This is a genomic window from Caulobacter sp. GW821-FHT09A05, from assembly GCF_059418465.1.
The window spans coordinates 115,378-136,944 of the sequence record NZ_JBWKPX010000007.1 but is presented as its reverse complement, the minus strand read 5'-3'; the positions used below and the strand labels follow the sequence as shown (position 1 = coordinate 136,944).

The window sequence follows — 21,567 nt, the reverse complement described above, 5'->3', positions numbered from 1 at the left end:
CGGCGCGCCTCGTCGCGCCCGCTCCTCCTCTAAGCGTCGAGCGTCAGCTTTAGGGTCGCGCCGATGGAACGCCCGTTCTTCAACTCACCAATCGCCGAGTTGGAGCGTGAGTATGAGGCGCGGCCGGGCGACGTGGCGCTTCTGGAAATCCTGGAGGCGGAGCTCGTCCATCGCCTTACCCCGCGCGGCCGAGCGCTCGCGGCCAAGGTCGCCGCCAGGCTTGGCGAGGTCTCGGCCGAACGGCCCGCCGCGCGCCATGCCGCCTCGACCCAAACCGCCGAGCCGGCGGCGGGGGCGTCGCCAGTCGCCGCCGTCGCGCCAGAACCAGCCGCGCCCAGATCCGAGCCGAAGCCCTATCCGCCGGTGACCAACACGCCTGACGGTGTTTTGTCGGCCTGGACGGCGTTGGAAGTGCTGTCGCCGCCGGGGTTCCGACGGCCCGAACAGCTGGCCGGCGGCGACAAGGGGGCCGTCGTCAAGCTCGACGGCGCTCTGCCCTGGGAGCGCGGCGCCAAGGCCAAGCCCGGGACGCGGCTTTACCATCAGGTGGTCCTGGGCTCGATCGATCTGCCCGAGACGGTCAAACACCTGCTGGCGGTCTATGCTGACGGCCGAGCCGAACGGCCCAAGGTGAGCGGCGAAGCGATCCTGGCGGTGCTGATCCTCGACAAGGATGGCCGCCCGATCGACGACAATCCGGCGCTGGTCGCCAGTTTCGGTTGGGGCGTGCCGGTGGCGCTGGCGGGAGGCCTGGACCGCCTGGCCGGCTGGTCGGACGTCGAGGCCGAACTCAACAAGGGCCTGGTCGAGCGGATCCGAGTGGCGGACGAGGATGGACTGGCGCGGCCGCTGACCCACGCGATGATCGACGCGGCCTATGGTTGGCTGGTCGGAAAGCTCGGCCTGCCGGCCAATCTGGTCAAGCCGCCGCGTTTTGCGATCCGCAGCTTCGTCGGTTTCAGGAGTTCGGAGCCGCCTGAACCTCTGCTGCTCAATAGTTTCTATCTCAATGACCTGGCGCGGGCTCGGCGATTGTTCGATCGCGACCAGGCGCCGGGCGTTTTGCGGCGCTATCTGGGCGTGGTCCAGCCGCCGCGGCGTCCGGACCTGTTCACCGACCGCGCCGCCTTGGCCGCCGCGGTGGGGCCGGCCCGATATTCACCTGCCCGCTGGCCCGGACGGGGACGCCATCCCCTGGTGTTGCTGCAGCAGGCGGCGGTCAATCTGGCCCTGGCCGAAGGCGAGGCCGGCGGCGTCCTGGCGGTCAACGGACCGCCTGGCACGGGGAAGACCACCTTGCTGCGCGATCTGCTGGCCGCCCTGGTGACCGAGCGCGCCCAGGCGATGATGGCCTTTGCTGATCCGGCGACGGCTTTCCACGCCACGGGCAAGCGCCTGAAGGCCGGCAATGGCTGGCTGCATCTCCACCAGTTGGACGATCGCCTAAAGGGCTTCGAGATGCTGGTGGCCTCCTCCAACAATGGCGCGGTCGAGAACGTCAGCGCCGAGCTGCCGGGCCTGGGCGCGGTCGCCGAGGACGAGCCCGGTCTGCGCTACTTCAAGAGCCTGTCCGACAGCCTGTTGCAGCGACCGACCTGGGGGCTGGGGGCGGCCGTGCTGGGAAACGCTGGCAACCGCTATCGGTTCGGCCAGACCTTCTGGTGGGACAAGGAGGTTGGTCTATCGACCTACCTGGCCGCCGCCGCCGGGAGGCCGCAGGTGATCGAGGCCGACGACAAGGGGCCGGAGCGGGCCCCGCGCATCGTGGCCGAGGAAAAGCCGCCTCGCGATCACGACGAGGCGCTGGTGCGCTGGGGGCAGGCGCGACGGGCGTTCGCCGAAGCCTTGAAGATCAGCAAGACCGCGCTGGACGAACTGGAGTTCGCCAGGATCGCGGCCGCGCGCCTTCCGGCGTTGCGCGGGTCCTTGACGGCATGGGCCGGCTTGGCGTCGCGGCGTCCCGGCTTTTGGTCGCGGCTTTTCCAGACCCGCGCCTATCGGGTCTGGCGCGCCGCCGCGCGTTCGGCGCGAGCCGCCGTGGAGGTTGATCTTGTGGCGGCTCGCCCCGTCCTGGAGGCGGGTCTGGCTGGGGCCTTGGCGCGAACCTTGACGCGGCTTGCCCCGACGACGGATCTGGAGCCCGCGCGCCAGCGCTTGGAACGGGCGACCGAAGCGGCCGAGCGACGTCGGCGAGACCTGGCCGATCTCTTCGTCGACGAGGCGTTCTTCGCGCGCGACCACGCCGTGCGGCAGAAGACCGCGCCTTGGCTGGACGCCGCCGTGCAACGGGCGCGCGACGATGTGTTCGTCGCCGCCATGGCGTTGCACAAGGCCTTCATCGACGCGGCCGCCGGGCCCTTGCGCCACAATCTCGGGGCGATGATGAACGTCCTGGGCGGCGCGAGCCTGGGCGATTCCGAGAAGGATCAACTGATCCCCGACCTGTGGTCGTCGCTTTTCCTGGTCGTGCCGGCCCTGTCGACGACGTTCGCCTCGGTGGATCGCATGCTGGGCGACCTGCCGCCTGGCTCGCTGGGTTGGCTGCTGATCGACGAGGCTGGCCAGGCCTTGCCGCAGGCGGCGGTTGGGGCCCTCACACGGGCGCGGCGCGCCGTGATCGTCGGCGATCCCGTGCAGATTCCGCCGGTGGTCACCTTGCCTGAAAGTCTGACCGCCGCGATCCATCGCCGGTTCGGGGCGGATCCCGACCCGTTCAACGCGCCCGGCGCGTCGGCCCAGACCCTGGCCGACAGCGCCACGCCCCACCGGGCGGAGTTCGTGGGCAAGATGGGCAGCCGCACCGTCGGCGTGCCCCTGCTGGTCCATCGCCGCTGCGCCGATCCGATGTTCGCCGTCGCCAATCAGGTGGCCTATGAGGGGATGATGGTCCAGGCCAAGGCGTCGGCCGCCTCGCCGATCGCCCAGGTGCTGGGCCCGTCGAGATGGATCGACGTGCTGGGCTCGGCCCAGGACAAGTGGTCGCCTGAAGAGGGCGAGGCGGTGATCACCTTGCTGGCCCGACTGGTCGCCGCTCGGGTCGAGCTTGATCTCTACGTCGTCACGCCGTTCGTGGCGGTGGCTGACGGCTTGCGACGTCGTATCGTGGAGACAGGCGTGCTGGGTCCGGCGGTCGCCGACGCCGTCGCCTGGGTGCGCGAGCGAGTGGGCACGGTTCACACCGTCCAGGGCCGGGAAGCCGAAGCGGTGATCTTCGTCCTGGGCGCGCCTTTGCCGCAGCAGGCCGGGGCGCGCGGCTGGGCGGGCGGTCAGCCGAATCTGCTCAATGTCGCGGTGACCCGGGCCAAGGAGGCGCTCTACGTCGTGGGCTCCAGGGAACGCTGGCGGACGGCGGGGGTGTTCAGCGTTCTGGCGTCACGGCTCGACTGACGGCCACGCGCCCCGACGATCGCCGCCAAGGCGCCGTCCAGGGTCGGGTGCACGAACCGGAAGCCGCTGGCCAGGGCCGCCGCGGGCGTGACCCGCTGGCCGTTCAGCAGCAACTCGTCGGCGAAGGCGCCCAGAGCCAGCCGCAGGGGCGCGGCCGGGGCGCGCAGCAGGGCGGGGCGGCGCAGGGCGCGGCCGAGCGCGCGGGCGAAGGCGGCGTTGCGGATCGGCTCCGGCGCCGTGCCGTTGACGGGCCCTTCCAGGCCCGGCGTGGCGATCGCGTGGGCGATCAGGCGCACCAGGTCGTCCAGGTGGATCCAGCTCATCCAGTGGCGTCCGGTCCCGAACGGCCCGCCCAGGCCGAACTCGAACGGGGTCAGCATGCGCGACAGGGCCCCGCCGTCGAGCGCCAGGACGATGCCGATCCGCAGGCGCGCCACCCGCACGCCCAGGTCCTGGGCGGTCATCGCCGCGCGCTCCCAGCGCCGGCAGATCGTGCGCGAGAAGCAGTCGTGGCCGTCGGCGGCCTCGTCCAGCACTTCGTCGCCGCGCAGGCCGTACCAGCCGATCGCGGACCCGCTGACCAGGACGGCGGGCCGGCGGTCCAGCCGCGCGATCAAGGCGACCACGGCCCGGGTCACCGCCAGGCGCGAGCCGATGATCCGCCGGCGCTTGGCGGGCGTCCACAGGCCTTCGGAGATCGGTTCGCCGGCCAGGTTGACGATCGCGTCGATACGGGCGTCGCCGGCGATCTGGTCCAGGTCCGTGACGATGCGGATCGGGGCGGGCAGGCCGGCGGCCGTGGCGCGGTCGCGGGTCAGGGCGGTGACCTCGTGGCCGGCCCCGACCAGGGCCGCGACCAGGCGCCGGCCGATCAGGCCCGTGGCCCCGGTGACCAGGATCGATAGTCCCGGCGCCAGCGCCGCGACCAGCGGAACCGGATCGCTCGCCATGATCCGCCGGGCGCGCCTCGCGGCGGCCAGGTCGCGCAGGCCGAAGACCGAGACCGCCGCGGCGGCCAGGGCGCAGAGCCAGCTCCAGGCGCCGTAGTCGGTCGGGGCCAGCGCGGTGGGCGCTTCCGACCAGCGAGCCAGCACCGGCAGGACCAGGGCCAGGACGATCCCGTAGTTCAGGGTCAGCAGGGTGTGTACGACCCGCTCGCTGGCCGGCAGCCTGCGCGTGCGGTCTTCTTCGACGAAGTCCCACAGGGTCAGGACCAGCTCGCCCAGCATCAGCCCGATCAGGGCGACGGCCAGCGCGCCTTGCGGGCGGCTCCAGCCGAGGAGCAGGAACATCGCCGCATAGGCCAGGTTGCGCGCCCCGTGCAGCCGCAGCTCCCGGGCCTGGGACGGCCGCCAGGCCAGGCGCTCGGTCAGCTCGTGGTGATAGAGCGTGTCGAACCCGCCCATCGCCACTTGGAGGAACACCAGGGTCCAGATCAGGTCGGTCATCGATCCGTCTCCCGAAGGGCGGCCGGCCGCTCGCGGAACATCCCCACCTGGCGGAGCATCTGGCCGAGCCGCGGATGGCGCAGGTCCAGGACGAAGGCGAAGCCGCCGTCGCCCTGGTCGACGTGGCTGATGGTCAGGGCGCCCGGCGCCAGCCAGGCCGGCAGCCCCAGGCGCAGGCCCAGCCGCGCGGGGCCCAGCGCCAGGAAGTAGCCGCGGCTGTGGAAGTGCAGGGCGGTCTCGTCGGCGCTGACCGCCAGGGCGATGCCGAAGCCGCAGCCCAGATACTCCTCCAGGCCCGTGGGGCCGGCGAAGCGCTTGCTGCTGTGGATCACCTGCGGGAAGCCGTGGGCCCGGTTGTACATCCGGGTCCAGAACTGGCCGCCGGCCGGGCCGTCCTCGGTGACGGTCACGACGGCGGCCACGCCCAGGTCGTCGTGGAGGGGCAGGGGCGCGCCGATCAGGCGGCACAGCTGGGCCAGGACCTGGCCGGCCCAGTTGCGCCGGCTTTCGGTGATCTCGCCGACATAGGTCACGGCCATGCCGGGACGCAGGCGCTTGCTGAACCGGTCGCGCACGGCCTGAGGAAGGCGGGCCCAGCCGGCCTCGCCCAGCAAGGCGCGGAAGCGCAGGTCGCGCAGGTCGGCGGGCGCGGGCTCCGGAAGGTCCCGGCGGGCCGCGGGGCGGGGTCTTGCGATCTCCAACATGGCCAAATTCCCTGTTCCCGTCTTGCCTGTTATTTCTGTCTAAAGAGAAATGGACGGCGAAATTTTTTAAGTCGTCTTGTCCGCCTTGCCGCGTCCGACGCCGAGCAGGCCGACCACCTTCGAGCCCATCTTGATCAACGACATCAGGGTGCTGGGCGGCACCGTCAGCATCTGGCCGTACCAGCTGTCGATCGTGGTGACGAAGCCGTGCATTTCCTTCAGCCGCTTGCGGGCGACCGCGCTCAGGGCGGGATCGTGTTCGGCCGCGGCCAGGACGGGACCCAGCGCCTCGACCATCGGGTCGATCTCGCGCTCCTTGCGGCCCTGGGCGATGCGCGTCAGCATCTGCCAGAGGTCCGCCTCGGCCTCATAGTGGTCGCGCCGGTCGCCCAGCTGCGGCGCGCGGCGGATCAGTTTCCAGCCGATCAGTTCACGGATGCTGTTGGAGACGTTGGAGCGCGCCATGCCCAGGCTCTCGGCGATGTCCTCAGCGGTCATCGGCCGGTCGGCCAGGTAGAGCAGGGCGTGGATCTGGGCGACGGAGCGATTGACGCCCCATTGCCCGCCCATGTCGCCCCAGCGCAGCACGAACTGCTCGACCGCGGCGGGGAGGCGCTTCGTGCTGTCTGCAATTTCTGTCATGACAGAAATATAGGAGCCGATAGAACCGTCGTCAACCGGACCGCTGGCGTCGACATCGAGGGCAAGGCGACCGGGCTCGAGGTCAGCCCGTGACCGGATTGGCGACTTCCACCAGATTGCCGTCCGGATCGCGCAGGTAGATCGACAGGATCGGGCCGGTCGCGCCGGTGCGCCGCACGGGGCCTTCCTCGATCGCCACCCCCATCGTCTCGAGATGGGCGGCCACCTGCTCCAGCGGCGTCGCGGCGAGGAAGCACAGGTCCGCCGAACCGCGCGTCGGCCTCAGGGCCTTGGGCTCGAACTCGTGTCCGGCCTGGTGCAGGTTGATCTTCTGGTCGCCGAACACCAGCGCCTTGCGGCCCTCGCCGAACGTCTCGAGCCGCATGCCCAGGACGTCGCGATAGAACACGATGGTCCGGTCCAGATCGGCGACGGTCAGCACCAGGTGGTCGAGGCGGTCCAGGACGATCATGCCGTTTCCCTTGGCAGACGCGGTCTCCGGCGGCCTCGGCCGCGCCCGACGGCGCCAAAATAGTGAACGCCGGTCGATCAAAGACCAAATTCGTGATCACGAAGGCTCGTCGTCGACGGCGGACGTGCGCAAGCTTGGCCCGGGACTGTAGCGGAAAAGGGGATGGTCATGAGCGAGGAAACCGCCGGGGGCGGCGTCAGCTACGAAAAGGTCGACGCCGCCTATTTCGACAAGCGGGGCCTCAAGCGCTACGCGGGCGTGTTCTCGCTGTGGGCGCTGGGCGTCGGGGCGGTGATCTCGGGCCAGTTCTCGGGCTGGAACCTGGGGATGGGCGTGGGCGGCTGGGGCGGCATGCTGACCGCCACCCTGATCATCACCGTCATGTACCTGGGCCTGACCTTCTCGATCGCCGAAATGGCCGCGGCCCAGCCGCACACCGGCGGGGCCTACAGCTTCGCCCGGGCCGCCATGGGGCCGTGGGGCGGCTTCATCACCGGCCTGTGCGAGAACGTCGAATACGTGCTGACCGCGGCGGTCGTCTGCTTCTTCATCGGCTCGTACCTGGGCGGCATCTTCGAGACGCCGGCCTGGGCGCAGCCGCTCTACTGGATCGGCGCCTATGTTGTCTTCGTCGGGCTGAACGCCGGCGGGGTGGCGATGTCGTTCCGGTTCACGGTGTTCATCACCCTGCTGGCCCTGGCCTGCCTGGCGGTGTTCTGGGTCAGCGCCCTGCCGCACGCCGACTTCTTCAAGTACGCCATGAACGTGGGGCCGGGCGGGACCGAGCTGAAGGACGGCCATGGGCCGTTCCTGCCGGCCGGGATCGGCGGGGCCCTGGCCCAGCTGCCGTTCGCGGTCTGGCTGTTCCTGGCCATCGAGCAGCTGCCGCTGGCGGCCGAGGAGAGCCATACCCCGCAGCGCGACCTGCCCAAGGGGATCATCCTGGGCATGGCCACCCTGATCGTCTCGGCCCTGCTGGTGCTGTGGCTCAACAGCGCCATCTCGCCGGGGACCTTCGCCCTGGCCAAGTCCGGCGAGCCGATCCTGGAGGGCTTCCGCACGATCTATGGCGGCGGCCTGGCCAAGGTGCTGGCGGCGATCGCGGTGGCCGGCCTGATCGCCAGCTTCCACGCCATCATCTTCGCCTATGGCCGCCAGATCTATTCGCTGTCGCGGGCCGGCTACTTCCCGCGCGCCCTGTCGGTGACCCACGGGGTGCGCAAGACCCCGGACGTGGCGCTGATCACCGGCTCGGCCGCCGGCCTCGTGGTGATGCTGGCGGTCTGGTTCATCCTCGGGGCCGAGAAGGGCGCGGCGGTGATCGGCGGGACCCTGCTGAACATGGCGGTGTTCGGGGCCATGCTGTCCTATGTCGCCCAGGGCCTGTCCTTCATCCTGCTGCGCCGGAAGTTCCCCGACCTGGAGCGGCCCTACAAGAGCCGGTTCGGCCTGCCCGGGGCGGGTTTGACCGTGGTCATCTCGCTGGTGACGATCTTCTATCAGCTGAAGGATCCGATCTATCGGACCGGGGTGATTGGGGTGGCGATCTGGTTCGCGGTCGGCATCGTCTATTTCGCCCTGGTCGGCCGCAAGAAGCTGGTGCTGTCGCCGGAAGAGGCCTTCGCGATCGGCGGCGGCAAGGCGGCCTATGAGACGCACTGACAAGCCAGCCGGCCCTTCCGGGGGCGGATGGTCAATGTAACGTATTGTAAAAACCAAGGTTCGCCCTCTGGTCGAGGTCTGCTCCATGGCCTTTAACTCCGTCCCACAGCAGTCGAGGGCGGATCGATGGGGTGGTCGGAGGCCGGAAGGCGGGGCTTGGAGCGGGCCGCGGGCGGGGTCGCGATCCTCAACCCGCTGGTCGGCGAGATCGCCGAGGCGCTGCTGGACCTGGGCGGCGCGGCCCATCGCGACCTGGTCGTGGCCTATATCGCCAAGCGCCGGGGGGTGTATCGGCCCTCGGAGGCGATGCTGCGCGAGCTGGACGAGGCCTTCGCCGCCTATTGCCGGGGCGCCAGCGATCCGCGGGCCGCCAACCTGCTGCACCTGCCATACGGACCGCACAGCCGTCGCTGGGCCCTGACCGACCAGGCCTACGGCATGCTGCGCGGCCGGGCGAACGCCGAGGCCCATTGAAGATCGAGCCCACATTGTGGGCCCTGGCCGACCGGCTCGGCCTGGATCCCGCGCGCCGGCGTCCCCGCCTGCTGCTGGTCGCGTCCCTGCTGAGCCTGATGCTGTGGGGCGTGATCGCCTGGGCCCTGTCGTGGCTGGTTGGGCACCTGGTCCGAAGCTAGAGCCCGGCTTTCCGCTAAGGCGATGCGAGAACAGGAAACGCGAGCCAGTCCCGCGATTTTCACGCCGCGCGGCTTACTCTAGGGTGCGCGCCGAGGACCGTCGGGGATTCGCCGTGCGTATATTGTTGACGACCCTGGTCGCGGGCCTGCTAAGCGCCTGCGCCACGCCGCCCCAAGTGGCGCACGAGGGCGACCTGTCGATCCTGCAAGGACAGGCCGTCGCGACGGAAGTCGGATCGGCCGCATCGTCCGGCGCGGACCAGGCCCTGGTCCAGGCGATCCAGGCCCGGCTGGCCGACCGGATCGGCGAAGCCGGCGCCGTCCAGCTGGGCGCCCTTCAGCCCCGCTATAGACTGCAGGTGACGGTCGGGACCTCGCCGGCCGGGGTCGGGATTTCCCCCAACGCCGGCCCGGAGGTCGGGGTCGGGCCCTGGCGCAGCGCGCCGACCAGGCTGCGCCCCTGGTCCCGGCGCGGCCCGGTCCGCACGGCGGCCCTGGCGGTGCTGGACCTGTCGAGCGGCAAGGTCGCGGCCTGGGCGACGGTCCGGACGTCCAGCGACGATCCCGTCGAGCTGGCCGACCGGCTGGTCGAGGCCCTGAAGCCGGCCAAGACTTAGCCGGCTGTCCCCAGCTTCTCCCCCGAAACGCGTCGTGATCTCGAATACCGATGTTCACCCGGACGGCGCGACGCGCTATCGAGGGGAAACGAAGGTGAGGAAGCCCATGACGTCGCGATCGACGATTTCCGCCCCGAAGCTCGCCGTCTGGGCGGTCGCCTGCGTGCTCGGCCTGTCGGCCGCGCCCGGCCTCGCCCAGGTCCCCGCCAACCTGACGGCCGCCCTGGCCGATCCCGCCCGCCCGGCGGCCGACACCGCCCGCGACGCGGCCCGCCATCCGGCCGAGCTTCTGGCCCTGGCCGGCGTCAAGCCGGGCGGCAAGGTGGTCGATTTCATCGTCGGCGGCGGCTACTTCACCCGCATCCTGTCGGCGGCCGTCGGATCGACGGGGACGGTCTACGCCTACCAACCCGCCGAGTTCATCAAGTTCCAAGCCAAGTACGGCGAGGATCTGAAGACCGTGGCGGCGGCCTACAAGAACGTCACGCCGCTGGACGGAAGCCTGATCGGGCTGGACCTGCCCGACGGCCTCGACGCCGTGATCACCGTCCAGAACTACCACGACCTGCACCTCAAGCCGTTCCCGACCGACACCGCCGCCAAGGTCAATGCCGAGGTGTTCAAGTCGCTGAAGCCGGGCGGGGTCTTCCTGGTCGTCGATCACTACGCCGCCGACGGTTCGGGGCTGGCCGCGCCCGACACCTTGCACCGCATCGACATCGCGGCCGTGAAGTCCGAGGTCGAGGCCGCCGGCTTCAAGCTGGCCGCCGAGAGCCCGCTGCTGCGCGACCCCGCCGATCCGCGCACCGCCAGCGTCTTCGACCCCGCCATCCGGGGCAAGACCGACCAGTTCGTCCTCAAGTTCGTCAAGCCATAGGGGAGGGGAGAGGGGACACGCGCTCGCGGCCAGCCGCGCCGTGCAAAAGAGCGCGACGCGCGAGGGCGTGTCCCCCGGGTTCTTCGGCTGTCGATCCCCGCGTTCGCCGGGATCAGCCGATCAGGATCCCATTTCCGGCAGCCGCAGCGTGAAGGTCGCCCCCCCGCCGGGCGTGCTCCGGCAACTGACCCCGCCGCCGTGCCGCGTGGCGGCGGCCTGGACGAAGGCCAGGCCCAGGCCCGCGCCGCCCGCGGCCTCGGCGCCCGGCCGGTCGAAGCGCTGGAACGGCCGGAAGGCCAGGGCGGCCTCCTCGACCGTCAGGCCCGGCCCCTGGTCGGCGACCGACAGGTCGATATAGGTGCGGCCGCCGTCCAGCACCGTGGCCGCGCGCACCACGATCGTCGAACCGTCCGGGCCGTACTTCACCGCGTTGCCGATCAGGTTGACCAGGGCGCGGGCCAGGACCCCGCGATCGCCCAGGGCCATCATCGACGTCTCGCAGCCTTCCTGGCGGATCTGGATATGGCGCTGGCGGCACTGCGGCCACAGCTCGTCGATCGCTTCGACCGCCACGTCGCACAGGTCGACCGGCTCCATCGCCGTCTGGGTGACCTCGGCCCGGGCCAGCTGCACGAAGCCGTCGGCCAGGGCCAGGGTGCGGCGGGCATAGGCGGCCAGGCGTTCCGACGTCTCGGGCGGCAGGCCGGGCGTGGTGGCCAGCAGGGCCAGGATCGAGGTCTGCGGCGAGCGCATGTCGTGGGTCAACAGCTGCAGCGCCTGCTCGCGCTGGCGCATGGCGGCGGTCAGGGGCGTGATGTCGGCCAGGCGCACGATCCAGCCCGCGCCTTCCCCCGCCTCGTCGCGCCGGAACACGGTCTGGATCTGGAAGGCGCGGCCGTCGGCCAGGTGCAGGTCGATGGGATGGCCGCTGTCGCCCTCGGCCGGCCAACTGGCCGGGAAGGTCCGGCCCAGGGGCTCCAGGGCGTTGAGGGCGTCGGCCAGGCCGCCGCCTTCCAGCACCCACGGGCGATCGGCCAGCAGCGCCTGGGCGGCGGCGTTGGCGGCGATAACCCGCCGCTCGGCGTCGGCCACCAGGGTGGCGTCGGGCAGGCTGAACAGGGCGTCGGCCGAGAACCGCCGCAGGTCGTCGATCCGAGTGATGGCCGCCCCGAGGCTGAGGGCCTGGCGGGTGACGACGTCGCTTTCGAACTCGGCGTCGGCGTGGGCGGCGCCGGCCGGATCCACCGAACGCAAGCGATCCAGCTCGTGGCCCAGCAGGTCGTTGACCCGTCCCAGCCGGCCCCAGCCCCATACCAGCGAGACCAGGCCCATGCCGATGATCGCCGCCACGGGCGACAGCCACAGGTGGCCGCGGGAGAACAGGGCGGCGCTGGTCCCGACGGCCGCGGCCAGCAGCACGGCCAGCAGCAGCAGGCTGGTGCGCGGCGGCAGCACCAGCAGCCCGGCCAGCAGCAGCCACAGCAGGCTGAGGGCGAAGACCAGGCGGGCGGCCAGGCCGGCCGGCTTGATCATCATCCCGCCGCGCAGGCCGTCCAGCACGCTGGCCTGCAGCTGCACCCCGGTCATGCTGGCGGCGTCGGGGGTGACCGGGGTCGGAAAGGCGGGGCCGAGGCCGGGCGCGGTCAGGCCGACGAACACCGTCCGGCCCGCGATCATCTCGCGTGGGACCTCGCCGGCCAGCACGCTGGAGAAGGCGACCTGGCGATAGCGGTCCGGCGGCCCGGCGAATGGGATCAGCAGGGTCGGGTCGTCGCCGCGCGTGGCGTCGGGGGCGTCGAACGGCTTGGTGGCGCGGTGGACCACGGTCATCAGGTCCGGCGTGAGGTCGGGGCCGTTGGCTTCGAATGGCGCCATGCGGCGCACCAGGCCGTCGGGGTCGAACCGCACATGGACCAGGCCGACCGCCGCCGCGCCCTGGGCGATCCCCGGCATCGGCCCGACCAGGGTCGGCGGCGCGCCCTCCTGTGTCGAAGGCTCCAGGAACTGCGGCAAGTACACCTTGCCCGAGCGGGCGACGGCGGCGGCTAGGGCCTGGTCGGCGGCCGGATCCTGCGACGGTTGGCCGAACAGCACGTCGTAGACGATCGCCTTGGCGCCGGCCTGGCTGAGCCGATCGATCATCTGGGCGTGGCGGGCGCGATTCCAGGGCCAGGCCCCCAGCTCGCGCAGGCTGCGCTCATCAACGCCGACGATCAGGATCGAGGTGTCGACGGGACGTTCCGAAGCGCGCACCAGCCGGTCGTAGAGGATGTTGTCCAGCCGCGTGGTCAGGGGACTGGCGGCCAGGCCGGCCAGGGCCAGGCCGGTAAGGGCGGCGACGGCCAGCCAGCGCAGCAGGCGCCGGCGCGGGGATCGCGGCGGCCCGGGCCTCAGCCGCCGGAGGGGCGCGAGCCGGGGGACGGACAGGCTGGGAAAGGCGGCCAAGGCCTAGCTTCCGATCTTCAGCGACTGCAGCGGCGCGACCTTCTCGCTGACCACGCCGTTCTTCACCCGCGTGGCGCTGACCCGCCAGCTGTAGAGGCCCGGCGGCAGGTCGGTCAGGGTCAGCTGCGGCTCGACCAGGCCCGGCTGGTCGATGATCGGCGCGCCCGGCTCGGTCCCCGCGAACAGCTGGAAGCGGAAGCTGCGCACGCCGTCGCCCGCCGCGTTCCAGCGGAACAGGAAGTTGCGATGCTTGCCGCGAACCTCGGCGACGGGCGGGGCACCGGGCTCCAGCACGTCGAGATCGCGGTCGAAGCTGTAGTCGGCGGGCGCGCCCTCCAGGCCGGCCGGATCCAGGGCGGTGACCCGGACGAAATAGGCGCCGTTTTCCAGCGGTCCGAAGTCGGCGACGGTTTCGGCCTGGGTCGCCTCGGCGAACAGGTCGACGAAGCCGGCGTCACGCGACAGCAGCAGCCGGTAGCCGGCGGCGCCGGCCTGGGGACGCACGGCGAAGCGCACGGTGCGATCGGTCTGGTTCTGATCGGCTTCGTTCAGCGTGGGGGCGGGCAGCAGGGCGACCGGGGCGCTGACCCCGGCGCTGTCGGAGATGACGCCGAAGCCGGCCGGGACCGGCGGCCCGACTGGGGGCGCTTCGCCTGGACCCACGCCGACCGCGCCCTTCAGGACCTCGGTGCGGGCCCGCCCGTCCGCCGCCGCCACCCGGAACTCCGTGCCGCGCACGGCCGAGATCGACACGGGGGTGCGCACCTCGAAGCGGGCGTTGGGGTTGGGATTGGGCGTCGCCTGGATCGCGCTGCGTCCCTCGTCCAGCTTGAACACCCGCTGCGGGGCGTTGGTCAGCACGACGCTGCGCAGCCGCACCACGCGCATGGCGGTGTTCGAGGGCAGGGTGACGCGCGAGGCGTCCTCCATCTCGAACGTCGCGAAGGCGCCGGGACCGGTGATCACGCGCTGGCCTTCCTTGAGCGCCATGCCCGTCTGGGCGGGGGTCCGCCGGCCGTCGGTCTCGATCTCGACCCTGCCGCTGAAGGCGCTGAGCCGGGCGTCGATCGGGACGGTCTTGAGCAGGTCGGCGTCGATGGTCAGGGTCTTGCCCACCGGCAGGACGCGCGGCCGGCTGATCTGGTTGGCGCGCTGCACATGGCGGTAGTCGGTGGTCCTGCGCAGGTAGGCCCGGCCCAGGTCGAACAGGGTGTCGCCGCGCCGGACCACGTAGCGGACCGGCGGGTCGGCCGGAACGGCGGCGGGCTTCGCCGGGCCCCGCGGCGCGCACAGGGCGGGGCCGGACGCCAGGGCCAGGACGGAGGCCAGGGCGAACAGCGACGGTCGAAGAATCATTCAGCGGCTCCGGACGCGGTGTCGGCCTCGGGCTCGCAGACTTCCAGCCGGTAGCCGAACCCATAGACCGTCGTCAGTCTAAAGCCGTTCGCGGGGCGCAGGTGAAGCTTTGATCTCAGGCGCGAGACGTGGGCGTCCAGGGTGCGGGTCTCCAGGTCCGGCCGCTGGCCCCAGACCCGGCGCAGCAGGTATTCGCGCGACAGCGGCCGGGCCAGGTTGTTGAACAGCAGGGCCGCCAGCTGGAATTCCTTGGGCGTCAGGGTCTCGACATTGTCGCCCCAGGCGACGGTCTGGGCGCCGGGGTCCAGGCGGTAGGGACCGTGCTGCTCGACCTGGGGCGCGGCGGTCGGGCGATAGGCGCGACGGGCCAGGGCGTTGACGCGGGCCAGCAGCACCGGCGGCTGCAGCGGCTTGACGATGTAGTCGTCGGCCCCGGCGTTCAGGCCCTCGACCAGGTCGGCCTCGACCGAGCGACTGGTCAGCAGCAGCACCGGCGGCGACGGGCTCAGCAGCTCGCCGACCCGGCGCAGGGTCTCGATGCCGCTGAGCTCGGGCATGTTCCAGTCGAGGATCAGGAGGTCGAAGGTCTGGCGGCGCAGTTCGGCCAGCAGGCGCTCGGGACGGGTGAAGCTGGTGCAGTCATAGCCGGCCGGCCCCAGAAGGGCGGCGACCAGCGTGTTGTGGCTGTCGTCGTCGTCAAGCAGGGCGACTTTCATGGGCTCACTTGCAGCAAGAGCATTTTCGAGCGAAGTGGGCGCCGGTTCGCGTGAAGAAAATGCGTAAAAACAAACACTTCGGGTAACTCGCGCGCCCCGCGGGGTGGGGAGCGGGGCCCGCGGCGGCGGGACGCTGTCCGGGGGGAATGGATCAATGCGGCCATCCGCGCTGGGCAGCGTAACGCGCCCATGCTGCGTCCGCTCCGATTGTATGCCCGAATTTACAATGGTTTACAGTCGAGTTCGAGGGGGCGCGAGGTCCGCCCCAGCCGTTCATTCCGCCCAGTCCGGCGTTCGCCGCGACGGGCGGCGTTTCGGCCTACCCCCCGAACGAACGCCCGCCGCCGCCGAAGCCGCCGCGCGAGATCACCGAGCTGCGGCTCTGGACCCGGGCCGGGGCGCGCATCTCCGGGGCGTTGAAGGTATCGGTGCGCACGCGGGTGCGGCCGGTGACATAGTCGCGCGACAGCGGATAGCCCGAGCCGCCGTAATAGGTCCCCTCGCGGTCGCGGTACATCGGCGCGCCGAAATAGCCGCCGCCCATGTTGTTCAGCGCCTGACCGACGATGAACCCGGTCAGCAGCGGCGTGAAGAAGCTGCCGCCGTTGTTGTCGTTGCGCGGCACGCACTGGGACACGCCGTAGCGTTCCTCGCAGCTTTGCTGGTCGGCGAACTTGGGGGCGTTGGCGGCGCTGTCCTTCTGGGCCTGGGCGTAGGCGGTGTCGCATTGCTCGGCCGTCATGTCGCCGGACTTCTTGCAGTCGTCGAGCGACGCGTAGGTCTTGGCGTCGACCTCGCGCGAGGCGGCCGGCGGGTCGCCCCACTGGGTGGCCGTGCCGGGATCGTCGCAGGCGCTGACCGAGATCGCCGTGCCGGCCATCAGGCCGGTCAGGACCAGGCCGCTGGAGCGCAGGCGGCGGCGGGGGGGCTTGGAAAGGGGAGCTTGAACGGTCATGGCGCGCCTCAGGCCGTCATGCAGGCGGCGTTCAGCACGCCGACCGCCAGGGAGATGCTCAGGAGGTAGACGCCAGCGGCGATCTCGCCCTTCTCGATCCGGGCGGCGACGTCCTTCATCACCACCATGCGCACCAGGGTGAAGGCGGCGATCTGCAGCACGCCGGCCAGGGCCGCCCAGGCGCAGAACTCGACCAGGGTGACGGTGTTGCTCAGGGCCGAGGCCAGGGGCAGCACATAGCCGACCAGCGCCCCGCCCAGGGCCAGGGCCGCGGCAACGTTGCCCTCGCGGATCAGCCGACCCTCGTTGTAGGGGGTCACCCACTGGTAGACGATCTTGAAAATCACCGTGAACAGGCCGGCGGCGACGAAAGCCACCACGAAGGCCAGGGCGCTGGCGCCAAATCCGTGCAGGTCCATTTGTATTCCCCCTTGAAAGGTCAGCCCTAGGCCTTGAACTCCCCGACGCCCAGCGGGACGCCGATCATGATCTCGAACGACACCTCGGTGCGGTCCTCGTTTTCCTGCTCGATGGCCAGCAGCAGCTCGCGGCCCTCGCCCGGCAGGTCGCGGCCGAACAGCATGCAGGTCTGGTAGATTCGCCGATCGGGGACGCCGTCGCGGTCGTCGTGGACGTCCTCCCAGAAGGTGACCGGCTCCTGGCTCTCGGCCTCGTCGCCGAACCACAGGCGCTGGTATTCGGGCAGGCCCGGGCCGGTGAAGGTGCGGGCCCGCAGGCGCCGGCCCCAGGCGTCGCGATCGGCGCGGCCGCCTGGGTAGGCGCTGTCCCAGGGCACGAACACGGTGATGTCGTTGACCCTCTGGCCCTCGCGGTCGTCGGACACGGCTTGGAACATCACGTCGTCGTCGGTGTAGAACCGGTGCACGAAGCCGCCGTCCTTGAGGTCGACCAGGCCCTGGGCGGTGATTTCCAGCGTGTCGCGGTCCAGCGGGAAGCGCAGGTCGTCGCCCAGGCGGCGCCAGGCCAGGGTGTCCAGCCAGACCGTGCGGCCCAGGGTGACGTTGCGAATCGCCGGCAGGGCCGAAGCGGGCGTGGCGTCCTTACGGCCGAAGAGCTTGCTGAACATGAACGACCCGCTGCGACACTCGCGTCACATGTACGACGTCATTCCCGCCCACAAAAGAGGGAAGGGGATTACCAACTTGTCATCCACGCACGTAAGGTTGCGCTCTCGACGACTGGCGTTCGCTCGCCCATCTAGTATGAACGGCCGCAAGACTGGCTTCGCCGAAGGAGACACCGCTCGATGACGACCCCCGCCTGGACTGTTCGCTCGCTGAAGACGGCGCTTTCCGACGGCTTCAGCGAGGCCATGACGGCCCGCGTGGTCGAGGGCGCCGATCCGATCCTGCTGGTGACCATGCACGATCACGGTGACCTGGAGATCTTCGTCAGCGTCAGCGACCAGCAGATCGCCGCCTCGGTGCTGCTGTGGCCGGTCGACGAACAGCCCGACCGCCACGCCTTCAACGAATTCCTGCTCAAGGCCCAGAAGCTGGTGCCGCTGTCGAACTTCGGCATCAGCGCCGTCAACGGCCGCGACTATTACGAACTGTTCGGCGAGCTGGCCCCCAGCTCGTCGCTGGACGACATCCTGATCGAGCTGCGGGTCCTGGCCGAAAACGCCATCGAGGCCGCGTCCGACCTGCGCTCGTCCTTCACCCCCGCCGCCTAAGCCCGCGACTCGGAGACCCTACATGTCCATCTGGAGCAAGCTGTTCACCCTGGGTCGCGCCGGCGCGCACGAGGCCACCGCGGCCGTCGTCGACGCCAACGCCCTGCGCATCCTCGACCAGGAGATCCGCGACGCCGACGCCGCCCAGGGCAAGGCCCGCGACGACATGGCCACCCTGGTGGCCCGCCGCCGCATCCTGGAAAAGGAAGTCGCCGGCTTCCGCGACCAGGTCACCAAGTACGAGGCCTCGGCCCGCGCCGCCGTCGCCAAGGGCGACATGGACCTGGCCCGCCAGGTGGCCCAGCGCATCGCCGACCTCGAGCAGGACATCGCCCTGAAGGAGCCGCAGATCGGCGACATGCGCGCCGCCGAGGAGCAGTTGCACCAGGCCGTCACCGCCACCGACCGCCGCATCGAGACCCTGCGCCGCGAGGTCGAGGTGGTGAAGGTCAACGAGAGCGTCCAGAAGGCCCAGGCCGCCGTCTCGGCGCGCGGAGCCGGCGCGGGCGCCTCGCTCGGCTCGGCCGCCGACAGCTTGGCCCGCATCAAGGAACGCCAGGCGATCCGCGGCGAGAAGATCAAGGCCGCCGGCGAACTGGAAGACCGCCGCACCGGCGCCGACCTCGACGAGAAGCTGCGCCTGGCGGGCATCCTGCCCGGCCAGTCCAGCGCCGACGACGTCCTGGCCCGCCTGGCCCCGGCCCAGCCGACGCTGCAGATCGAGCAGAAGCCGAACGGCGAGGCCTAGGTTCGTCGCCCACCCCAATGGTTGTCATCCCGGAAGCGCGTAGCGCTGTCCGGGACCCAGGTGAACCGCACCGCTTCCGCCCAGTCCCAGGGTCCCGGACAGCCTCTTCGAGGCTTCCGGGATGACAACCCAATAAGGGCGCTGACGTAAGGCGCATAGCGGTGTCGACCACAGCCCTGAACTGGATTGAAGCCCAATGCGCCGCCTGAAGCTGACCCCGCGTCCCGACTGGCAGGCCAAGGCCGAGGCGGTCGGGTTCGTCTACCACCACACCGAAGGCCAGGCCTATTGGGACGAGGGCGTCGCCTACGCCTTCTCCCTGGCGCAGGTGGAACAGGACCTGGAGCCGGCCGCGGCCGAGCTCCACGACCTGTGCCTGGACCTGGTCGACGAGGTCGCCGGCAGCCAGGAGCTGATGGAGCGGCTGGCGATCCCGCCCGAGCATCGCGACTTCGTGGCCGCCTCCTGGCGCGCCAAGTCGCCGTCGCTCTACGGCCGCTTCGACTTCGGCTATGACGGCAAGTCCAAGCCCAAGCTCTACGAATACAACGCCGACACCCCGACCAGCGTGTTCGAGGCCGCCACCTTCCAGTGGCTGTGGCTGGAGGAACTGATCGCCAACGGGACCTTTCCCGCCAACGCCGACCAGTTCAACAGCCTGTTCGAGGCCCTGCGCGACCGGTTCAAGGTCCTGTTCCCGACCGGCGGCTTCGTGCACTTCGCCAGCGACGAGGACGCGGTCGAGGACCGCCAGACCGTGCGCTTCCTGGAGGACCTGGCCGTGCAGGCCGGCCTTGAGCCCAAGTTCGTGGCCATGGACAACATCGGCCTGAACGAGGAGGGCCAGTTCGTCGACCTGGAGGGCTTCGTCCTGCAGGCGGCGTTCAAGCTCTATCCCTGGGAGTTCATGCTGCGCGAACCCTACGCCGCCCACCTGAACACCGCCCAGGTGCGCTGGATCGAGCCGCCGTGGAAGGCGATCCTGTCCAACAAGGGCATCCTGCCGCTGCTGTGGGAGCGCCATCGCGGCCATCCCAACCTGCTGGAGGCCTATTTCGAGGGCGATCCGGCGGCCTCGGCCCTGGGCGGGCGGTTCGTGCGCAAGCCGCTGTTCTCGCGCGAGGGGGCCAATGTCGAGGTGGTCGGCGGCGCCGACGAGCCGGTGCTCGACCAGGGCTATGGCCAGGAAGGGGCGATCGTCCAGGCCTACCACCCGCCGCCGGACTTCGACGGCAAGCGCCCGGTGGTCGGCGCCTGGATGGTCGGCAACGAACCGGCCGGCGTCGGCGTCCGCGAGGACGACAGCGTGGTGACCAAGAACCTGGCGCGGTTCGTGCCGCACGTGATCGAGGGGTAGGGGGTTAGCGGTCGATCGGCTTCCGCCGTCCCGCAAAGAGGTATTCCATCTTGCGTTGCGAACATCTTTAGGTAGCGTTTCTTCTGTCGTTTTTCAGAGGGAAGGACGTATGCCGGACGATACGACAGAAGTTGAGCCAATCACCGTTGTGGGCCAACGACGTACAAGCACCACAGCCGCATTTCCTTATCACCCCGCGTCGCAGCCCGTCAGCCCGCCCAAGCAAGGTCAACAGCCCGTTCTCCACAATCCTTGTGAAGAAGGAGATAGGCGACGGGAGTGGGACACGGATGCGGCTGCGGCCGAGGCGAAACGGCGATTTGAGCTGGCGGCCCAAAGCCGCGGTGAGCAGTTGGGGCATAGAGAGCAAACAGCAGTTCTCTATAAATCTGGGACGGGCGTCGTAGTCGGCACCATTGGGTTTGGGCCTATAGGGACAGGTTCCGCACCTTACGACTTTGCCGGCATCAGCATGAAAGATGTAGTTGGAATCATCCATAACCATCCTGGTGGAACGTTATTGCCGTCCGCAGCCGACTGGACTTCGGTCTATGACAAGATGGCCCTCGATATCACCGCAGCGGGCGGAGATGGCAGCAAATTATTGATGTATGTGATTGGCGCGACCTATCCTCCTGGCGGGCCGACGCCCACTTGGCGCATCTTTGTTTATGATCAGCGCAACCGAACGGAGGCGGTGATGGGACCCGAAGTCAATCCTGCGGGCGAGCCATGTTGAAGCTATCGGCCTGCTCCGGACTCGCGATGAGTGCGGTCCTGGCCTGCGGCTCGGCCGCGGCCGCCGGGACCGAATTCGAGCAGCAGGCCGCCAACGCCCGGAGCGAGAGACTTGACGGCGCGGGGCCGACGGCGGGGTTTACCCGATCCGATAGCCTGACGGGATCGTGGAGCGTGGTCTCCATCTATGTCCAAGGGCCTCAGTCGCCACGCGGCCGTTGGGTCGCCAGGAGGGTCGCCAACGACATGGCCGTCCCAAGCTGGACGGACGCGGCAACGTGCCCCGAACTGGTGACCAGCCTGGCGCTCCTGGAGCGTTTGGCTCCTCAGCGCCTGGAGGTTCTGGGCATGTCGCCCTACACCCCGCCGCATTTGTACATGGCCGACGGCGTGATCCAGACTGTCTGGAGTTCCGGCGGCGCGCAGCCCGACGGCTCGGTGATCACCGTCGAATGGTCTTCCAATTCGGGCGATCTAGAGCGGTGGGGCCAAGCGACCGAGGAGAGGTTGTCCAGGTGCTGGACGGAGAAGACCTCGAAATAGCCAAGCGCCGCATCCGTTCCGGATGGGGCAGACGCCAGAGCAGGCTCGCCATCAAAATTCCGAGGCGCGGCCTCGCCGTCGGCGGATGGCGGAAGCGGCAAAGGCCTTTCGCTCCTTTAGAACCGTCATTCCCGCCCTTGTGGCGGGAACCCCTTTGTCCGTCGCAGGTGCAGCGGTGTGGCGCGCTGGCGCGCCAAGGCGTCTCACCGTCGGTTGAGCCAGGGGTTCCCGCCACAAGGGCGGGAATGACGGCTGTAGGGGGATTGGGCCGCGTGGATCCCCGTCGGCTCCGAGAAAAACTCCAACTCTTCCAACGTCCTGCGAAAAAGCGAGCGTCACCGGTCCTCGGCGCCGAAACCACCCTTATCCTGACCTCACCTCGTCGCGTGGAAAGGGCGCATGGCCAGCGACCGATGCGGCGGCGGGGGGCGATCGAGCGGGACTGGGCTGGAGGGGGTTACTCCAGCGTGTCCGGGGAGCCTGGCGTTGCAGGCCCCGCCCGCCGTCGGCGTCGATGGGGACCAAGCGCGTGATTGCCCGGCGGCCCGCGCCCCCGTCGTCCGGTTTCT

At 70.2% G+C, this 21,567-nt stretch carries 20 protein-coding genes and 1 pseudogene; 11 read left to right on the top strand and 10 right to left on the bottom strand.

What is annotated here, in order from left to right:
• Positions 1–63 precede the first annotated feature (63 nt).
• Positions 64–3,387, top strand: coding sequence for a DEAD/DEAH box helicase (locus tag AC07NX_RS09295; protein WP_494641145.1), 3,324 nt, complete (start codon positions 64–66; stop codon positions 3,385–3,387).
• On the opposite strand, the gene AC07NX_RS09290 is transcribed toward AC07NX_RS09295, so the two are convergent.
• From AC07NX_RS09290 to AC07NX_RS09275, 4 genes are all read right to left on the bottom strand, one after another.
• A complete protein-coding gene (locus tag AC07NX_RS09290) occupies positions 3,315–4,835 on the bottom strand; it encodes a TIGR01777 family oxidoreductase (protein ID WP_494641143.1) in 1,521 nt (506 codons plus the stop codon). The genes AC07NX_RS09295 and AC07NX_RS09290 overlap by 73 nt on opposite strands.
• Positions 4,832–5,539 carry a DUF4166 domain-containing protein gene (locus AC07NX_RS09285; RefSeq protein ID WP_494641141.1) on the bottom strand — a complete coding sequence of 236 codons (708 nt, stop codon included), beginning with the start codon at positions 5,537–5,539 and terminating at the stop codon, positions 4,832–4,834. The genes AC07NX_RS09290 and AC07NX_RS09285 overlap by 4 nt, the downstream gene beginning before the upstream one ends.
• Positions 5,540–5,605: 66 nt before the next feature.
• On the bottom strand, positions 5,606–6,181 hold the full coding sequence (locus tag AC07NX_RS09280) for a GbsR/MarR family transcriptional regulator (protein WP_494641139.1): 576 nt from the start codon (positions 6,179–6,181) through the stop codon (positions 5,606–5,608).
• 82 nt (positions 6,182–6,263) lie between these two features.
• Positions 6,264–6,653, bottom strand: a complete 390-nt coding sequence (locus tag AC07NX_RS09275; protein ID WP_494641137.1) for a VOC family protein — start codon at positions 6,651–6,653, stop codon at positions 6,264–6,266.
• Positions 6,654–6,821: 168 nt separating this feature from the next.
• Here AC07NX_RS09275 and AC07NX_RS09270 point away from each other — a divergent pair, with 168 nt between their 5' ends.
• From AC07NX_RS09270 to AC07NX_RS09250, 5 genes are all read left to right on the top strand, one after another.
• Entirely contained in the window at positions 6,822–8,315 is a 1,494-nt protein-coding gene (locus AC07NX_RS09270; protein WP_494641135.1) for an amino acid permease, read from the top strand.
• A 156-nt stretch (positions 8,316–8,471) separates the two neighbouring features.
• Positions 8,472–8,789 carry a hypothetical protein gene (locus tag AC07NX_RS09265; RefSeq protein WP_494641133.1) on the top strand — a complete coding sequence of 106 codons (318 nt, stop codon included), beginning with the start codon at positions 8,472–8,474 and terminating at the stop codon, positions 8,787–8,789.
• Complete coding sequence (locus tag AC07NX_RS09260) at positions 8,786–8,950, top strand: hypothetical protein (protein ID WP_494641131.1); 165 nt, start codon at positions 8,786–8,788, stop codon at positions 8,948–8,950. Before AC07NX_RS09265 ends, AC07NX_RS09260 begins: the two co-directional genes overlap by 4 nt.
• 113 nt (positions 8,951–9,063) lie before the next feature.
• Positions 9,064–9,567 carry a hypothetical protein gene (locus AC07NX_RS09255; RefSeq protein ID WP_494641129.1) on the top strand — a complete coding sequence of 168 codons (504 nt, stop codon included), beginning with the start codon at positions 9,064–9,066 and terminating at the stop codon, positions 9,565–9,567.
• Positions 9,568–9,673: 106 nt separating this feature from the next.
• Positions 9,674–10,444 carry a class I SAM-dependent methyltransferase gene (locus AC07NX_RS09250; protein ID WP_494641127.1) on the top strand — a complete coding sequence of 257 codons (771 nt, stop codon included), beginning with the start codon at positions 9,674–9,676 and terminating at the stop codon, positions 10,442–10,444.
• Between the two features lie 120 nt (positions 10,445–10,564).
• Here the strand turns inward: AC07NX_RS09250 and AC07NX_RS09245 are convergent, their stop codons facing one another.
• The 6 genes and pseudogenes from AC07NX_RS09245 to AC07NX_RS09220 all read right to left on the bottom strand — a co-directional run bounded on the left by AC07NX_RS09245 (position 10,565) and on the right by AC07NX_RS09220 (position 17,003).
• The gene (locus AC07NX_RS09245) at positions 10,565–12,889 is read right to left on the bottom strand and encodes a CHASE2 domain-containing protein (RefSeq protein WP_494641125.1); all 2,325 of its coding nucleotides are present in this window, start codon (positions 12,887–12,889) and stop codon (positions 10,565–10,567) included.
• A gap of 3 nt (positions 12,890–12,892) precedes the next feature.
• A complete protein-coding gene (locus AC07NX_RS09240) occupies positions 12,893–14,245 on the bottom strand; it encodes a FecR family protein (protein ID WP_494641123.1) in 1,353 nt (450 codons plus the stop codon).
• A pseudogene (locus AC07NX_RS09235) lies at positions 14,242–14,970 on the bottom strand (response regulator transcription factor); the annotation flags it as partial. The pseudogene AC07NX_RS09235 and the gene AC07NX_RS09240, both read right to left, overlap by 4 nt.
• Before the next feature lie 310 nt (positions 14,971–15,280).
• A complete protein-coding gene (locus tag AC07NX_RS09230) occupies positions 15,281–15,916 on the bottom strand; it encodes a DUF1190 domain-containing protein (RefSeq protein WP_494641121.1) in 636 nt (211 codons plus the stop codon).
• An 8-nt stretch (positions 15,917–15,924) separates the two neighbouring features.
• On the bottom strand, positions 15,925–16,335 hold the full coding sequence (locus AC07NX_RS09225) for a DUF350 domain-containing protein (protein ID WP_494641119.1): 411 nt from the start codon (positions 16,333–16,335) through the stop codon (positions 15,925–15,927).
• A gap of 26 nt (positions 16,336–16,361) precedes the next feature.
• Positions 16,362–17,003 carry a YjfK family protein gene (locus AC07NX_RS09220; protein ID WP_494641117.1) on the bottom strand — a complete coding sequence of 214 codons (642 nt, stop codon included), beginning with the start codon at positions 17,001–17,003 and terminating at the stop codon, positions 16,362–16,364.
• 180 nt (positions 17,004–17,183) lie between these two features.
• Between AC07NX_RS09220 and AC07NX_RS09215 the strand changes: the two genes are divergently transcribed.
• The 5 genes from AC07NX_RS09215 to AC07NX_RS09195 all read left to right on the top strand — a co-directional run bounded on the left by AC07NX_RS09215 (position 17,184) and on the right by AC07NX_RS09195 (position 20,998).
• Complete coding sequence (locus AC07NX_RS09215) at positions 17,184–17,612, top strand: YjfI family protein (protein WP_494641115.1); 429 nt, start codon at positions 17,184–17,186, stop codon at positions 17,610–17,612.
• A gap of 22 nt (positions 17,613–17,634) precedes the next feature.
• Positions 17,635–18,360, top strand: coding sequence for a PspA/IM30 family protein (locus tag AC07NX_RS09210; RefSeq protein WP_494641113.1), 726 nt, complete (start codon positions 17,635–17,637; stop codon positions 18,358–18,360).
• 196 nt (positions 18,361–18,556) lie between these two features.
• Positions 18,557–19,717 carry a glutathionylspermidine synthase family protein gene (locus AC07NX_RS09205; protein WP_494641111.1) on the top strand — a complete coding sequence of 387 codons (1,161 nt, stop codon included), beginning with the start codon at positions 18,557–18,559 and terminating at the stop codon, positions 19,715–19,717.
• 109 nt (positions 19,718–19,826) lie between these two features.
• Positions 19,827–20,456, top strand: coding sequence for an MPN domain-containing protein (locus tag AC07NX_RS09200; RefSeq protein ID WP_494641109.1), 630 nt, complete (start codon positions 19,827–19,829; stop codon positions 20,454–20,456).
• Positions 20,450–20,998, top strand: coding sequence for a hypothetical protein (locus AC07NX_RS09195; protein WP_494641107.1), 549 nt, complete (start codon positions 20,450–20,452; stop codon positions 20,996–20,998). Before AC07NX_RS09200 ends, AC07NX_RS09195 begins: the two co-directional genes overlap by 7 nt.
• Positions 20,999–21,567 lie beyond the last annotated feature (569 nt).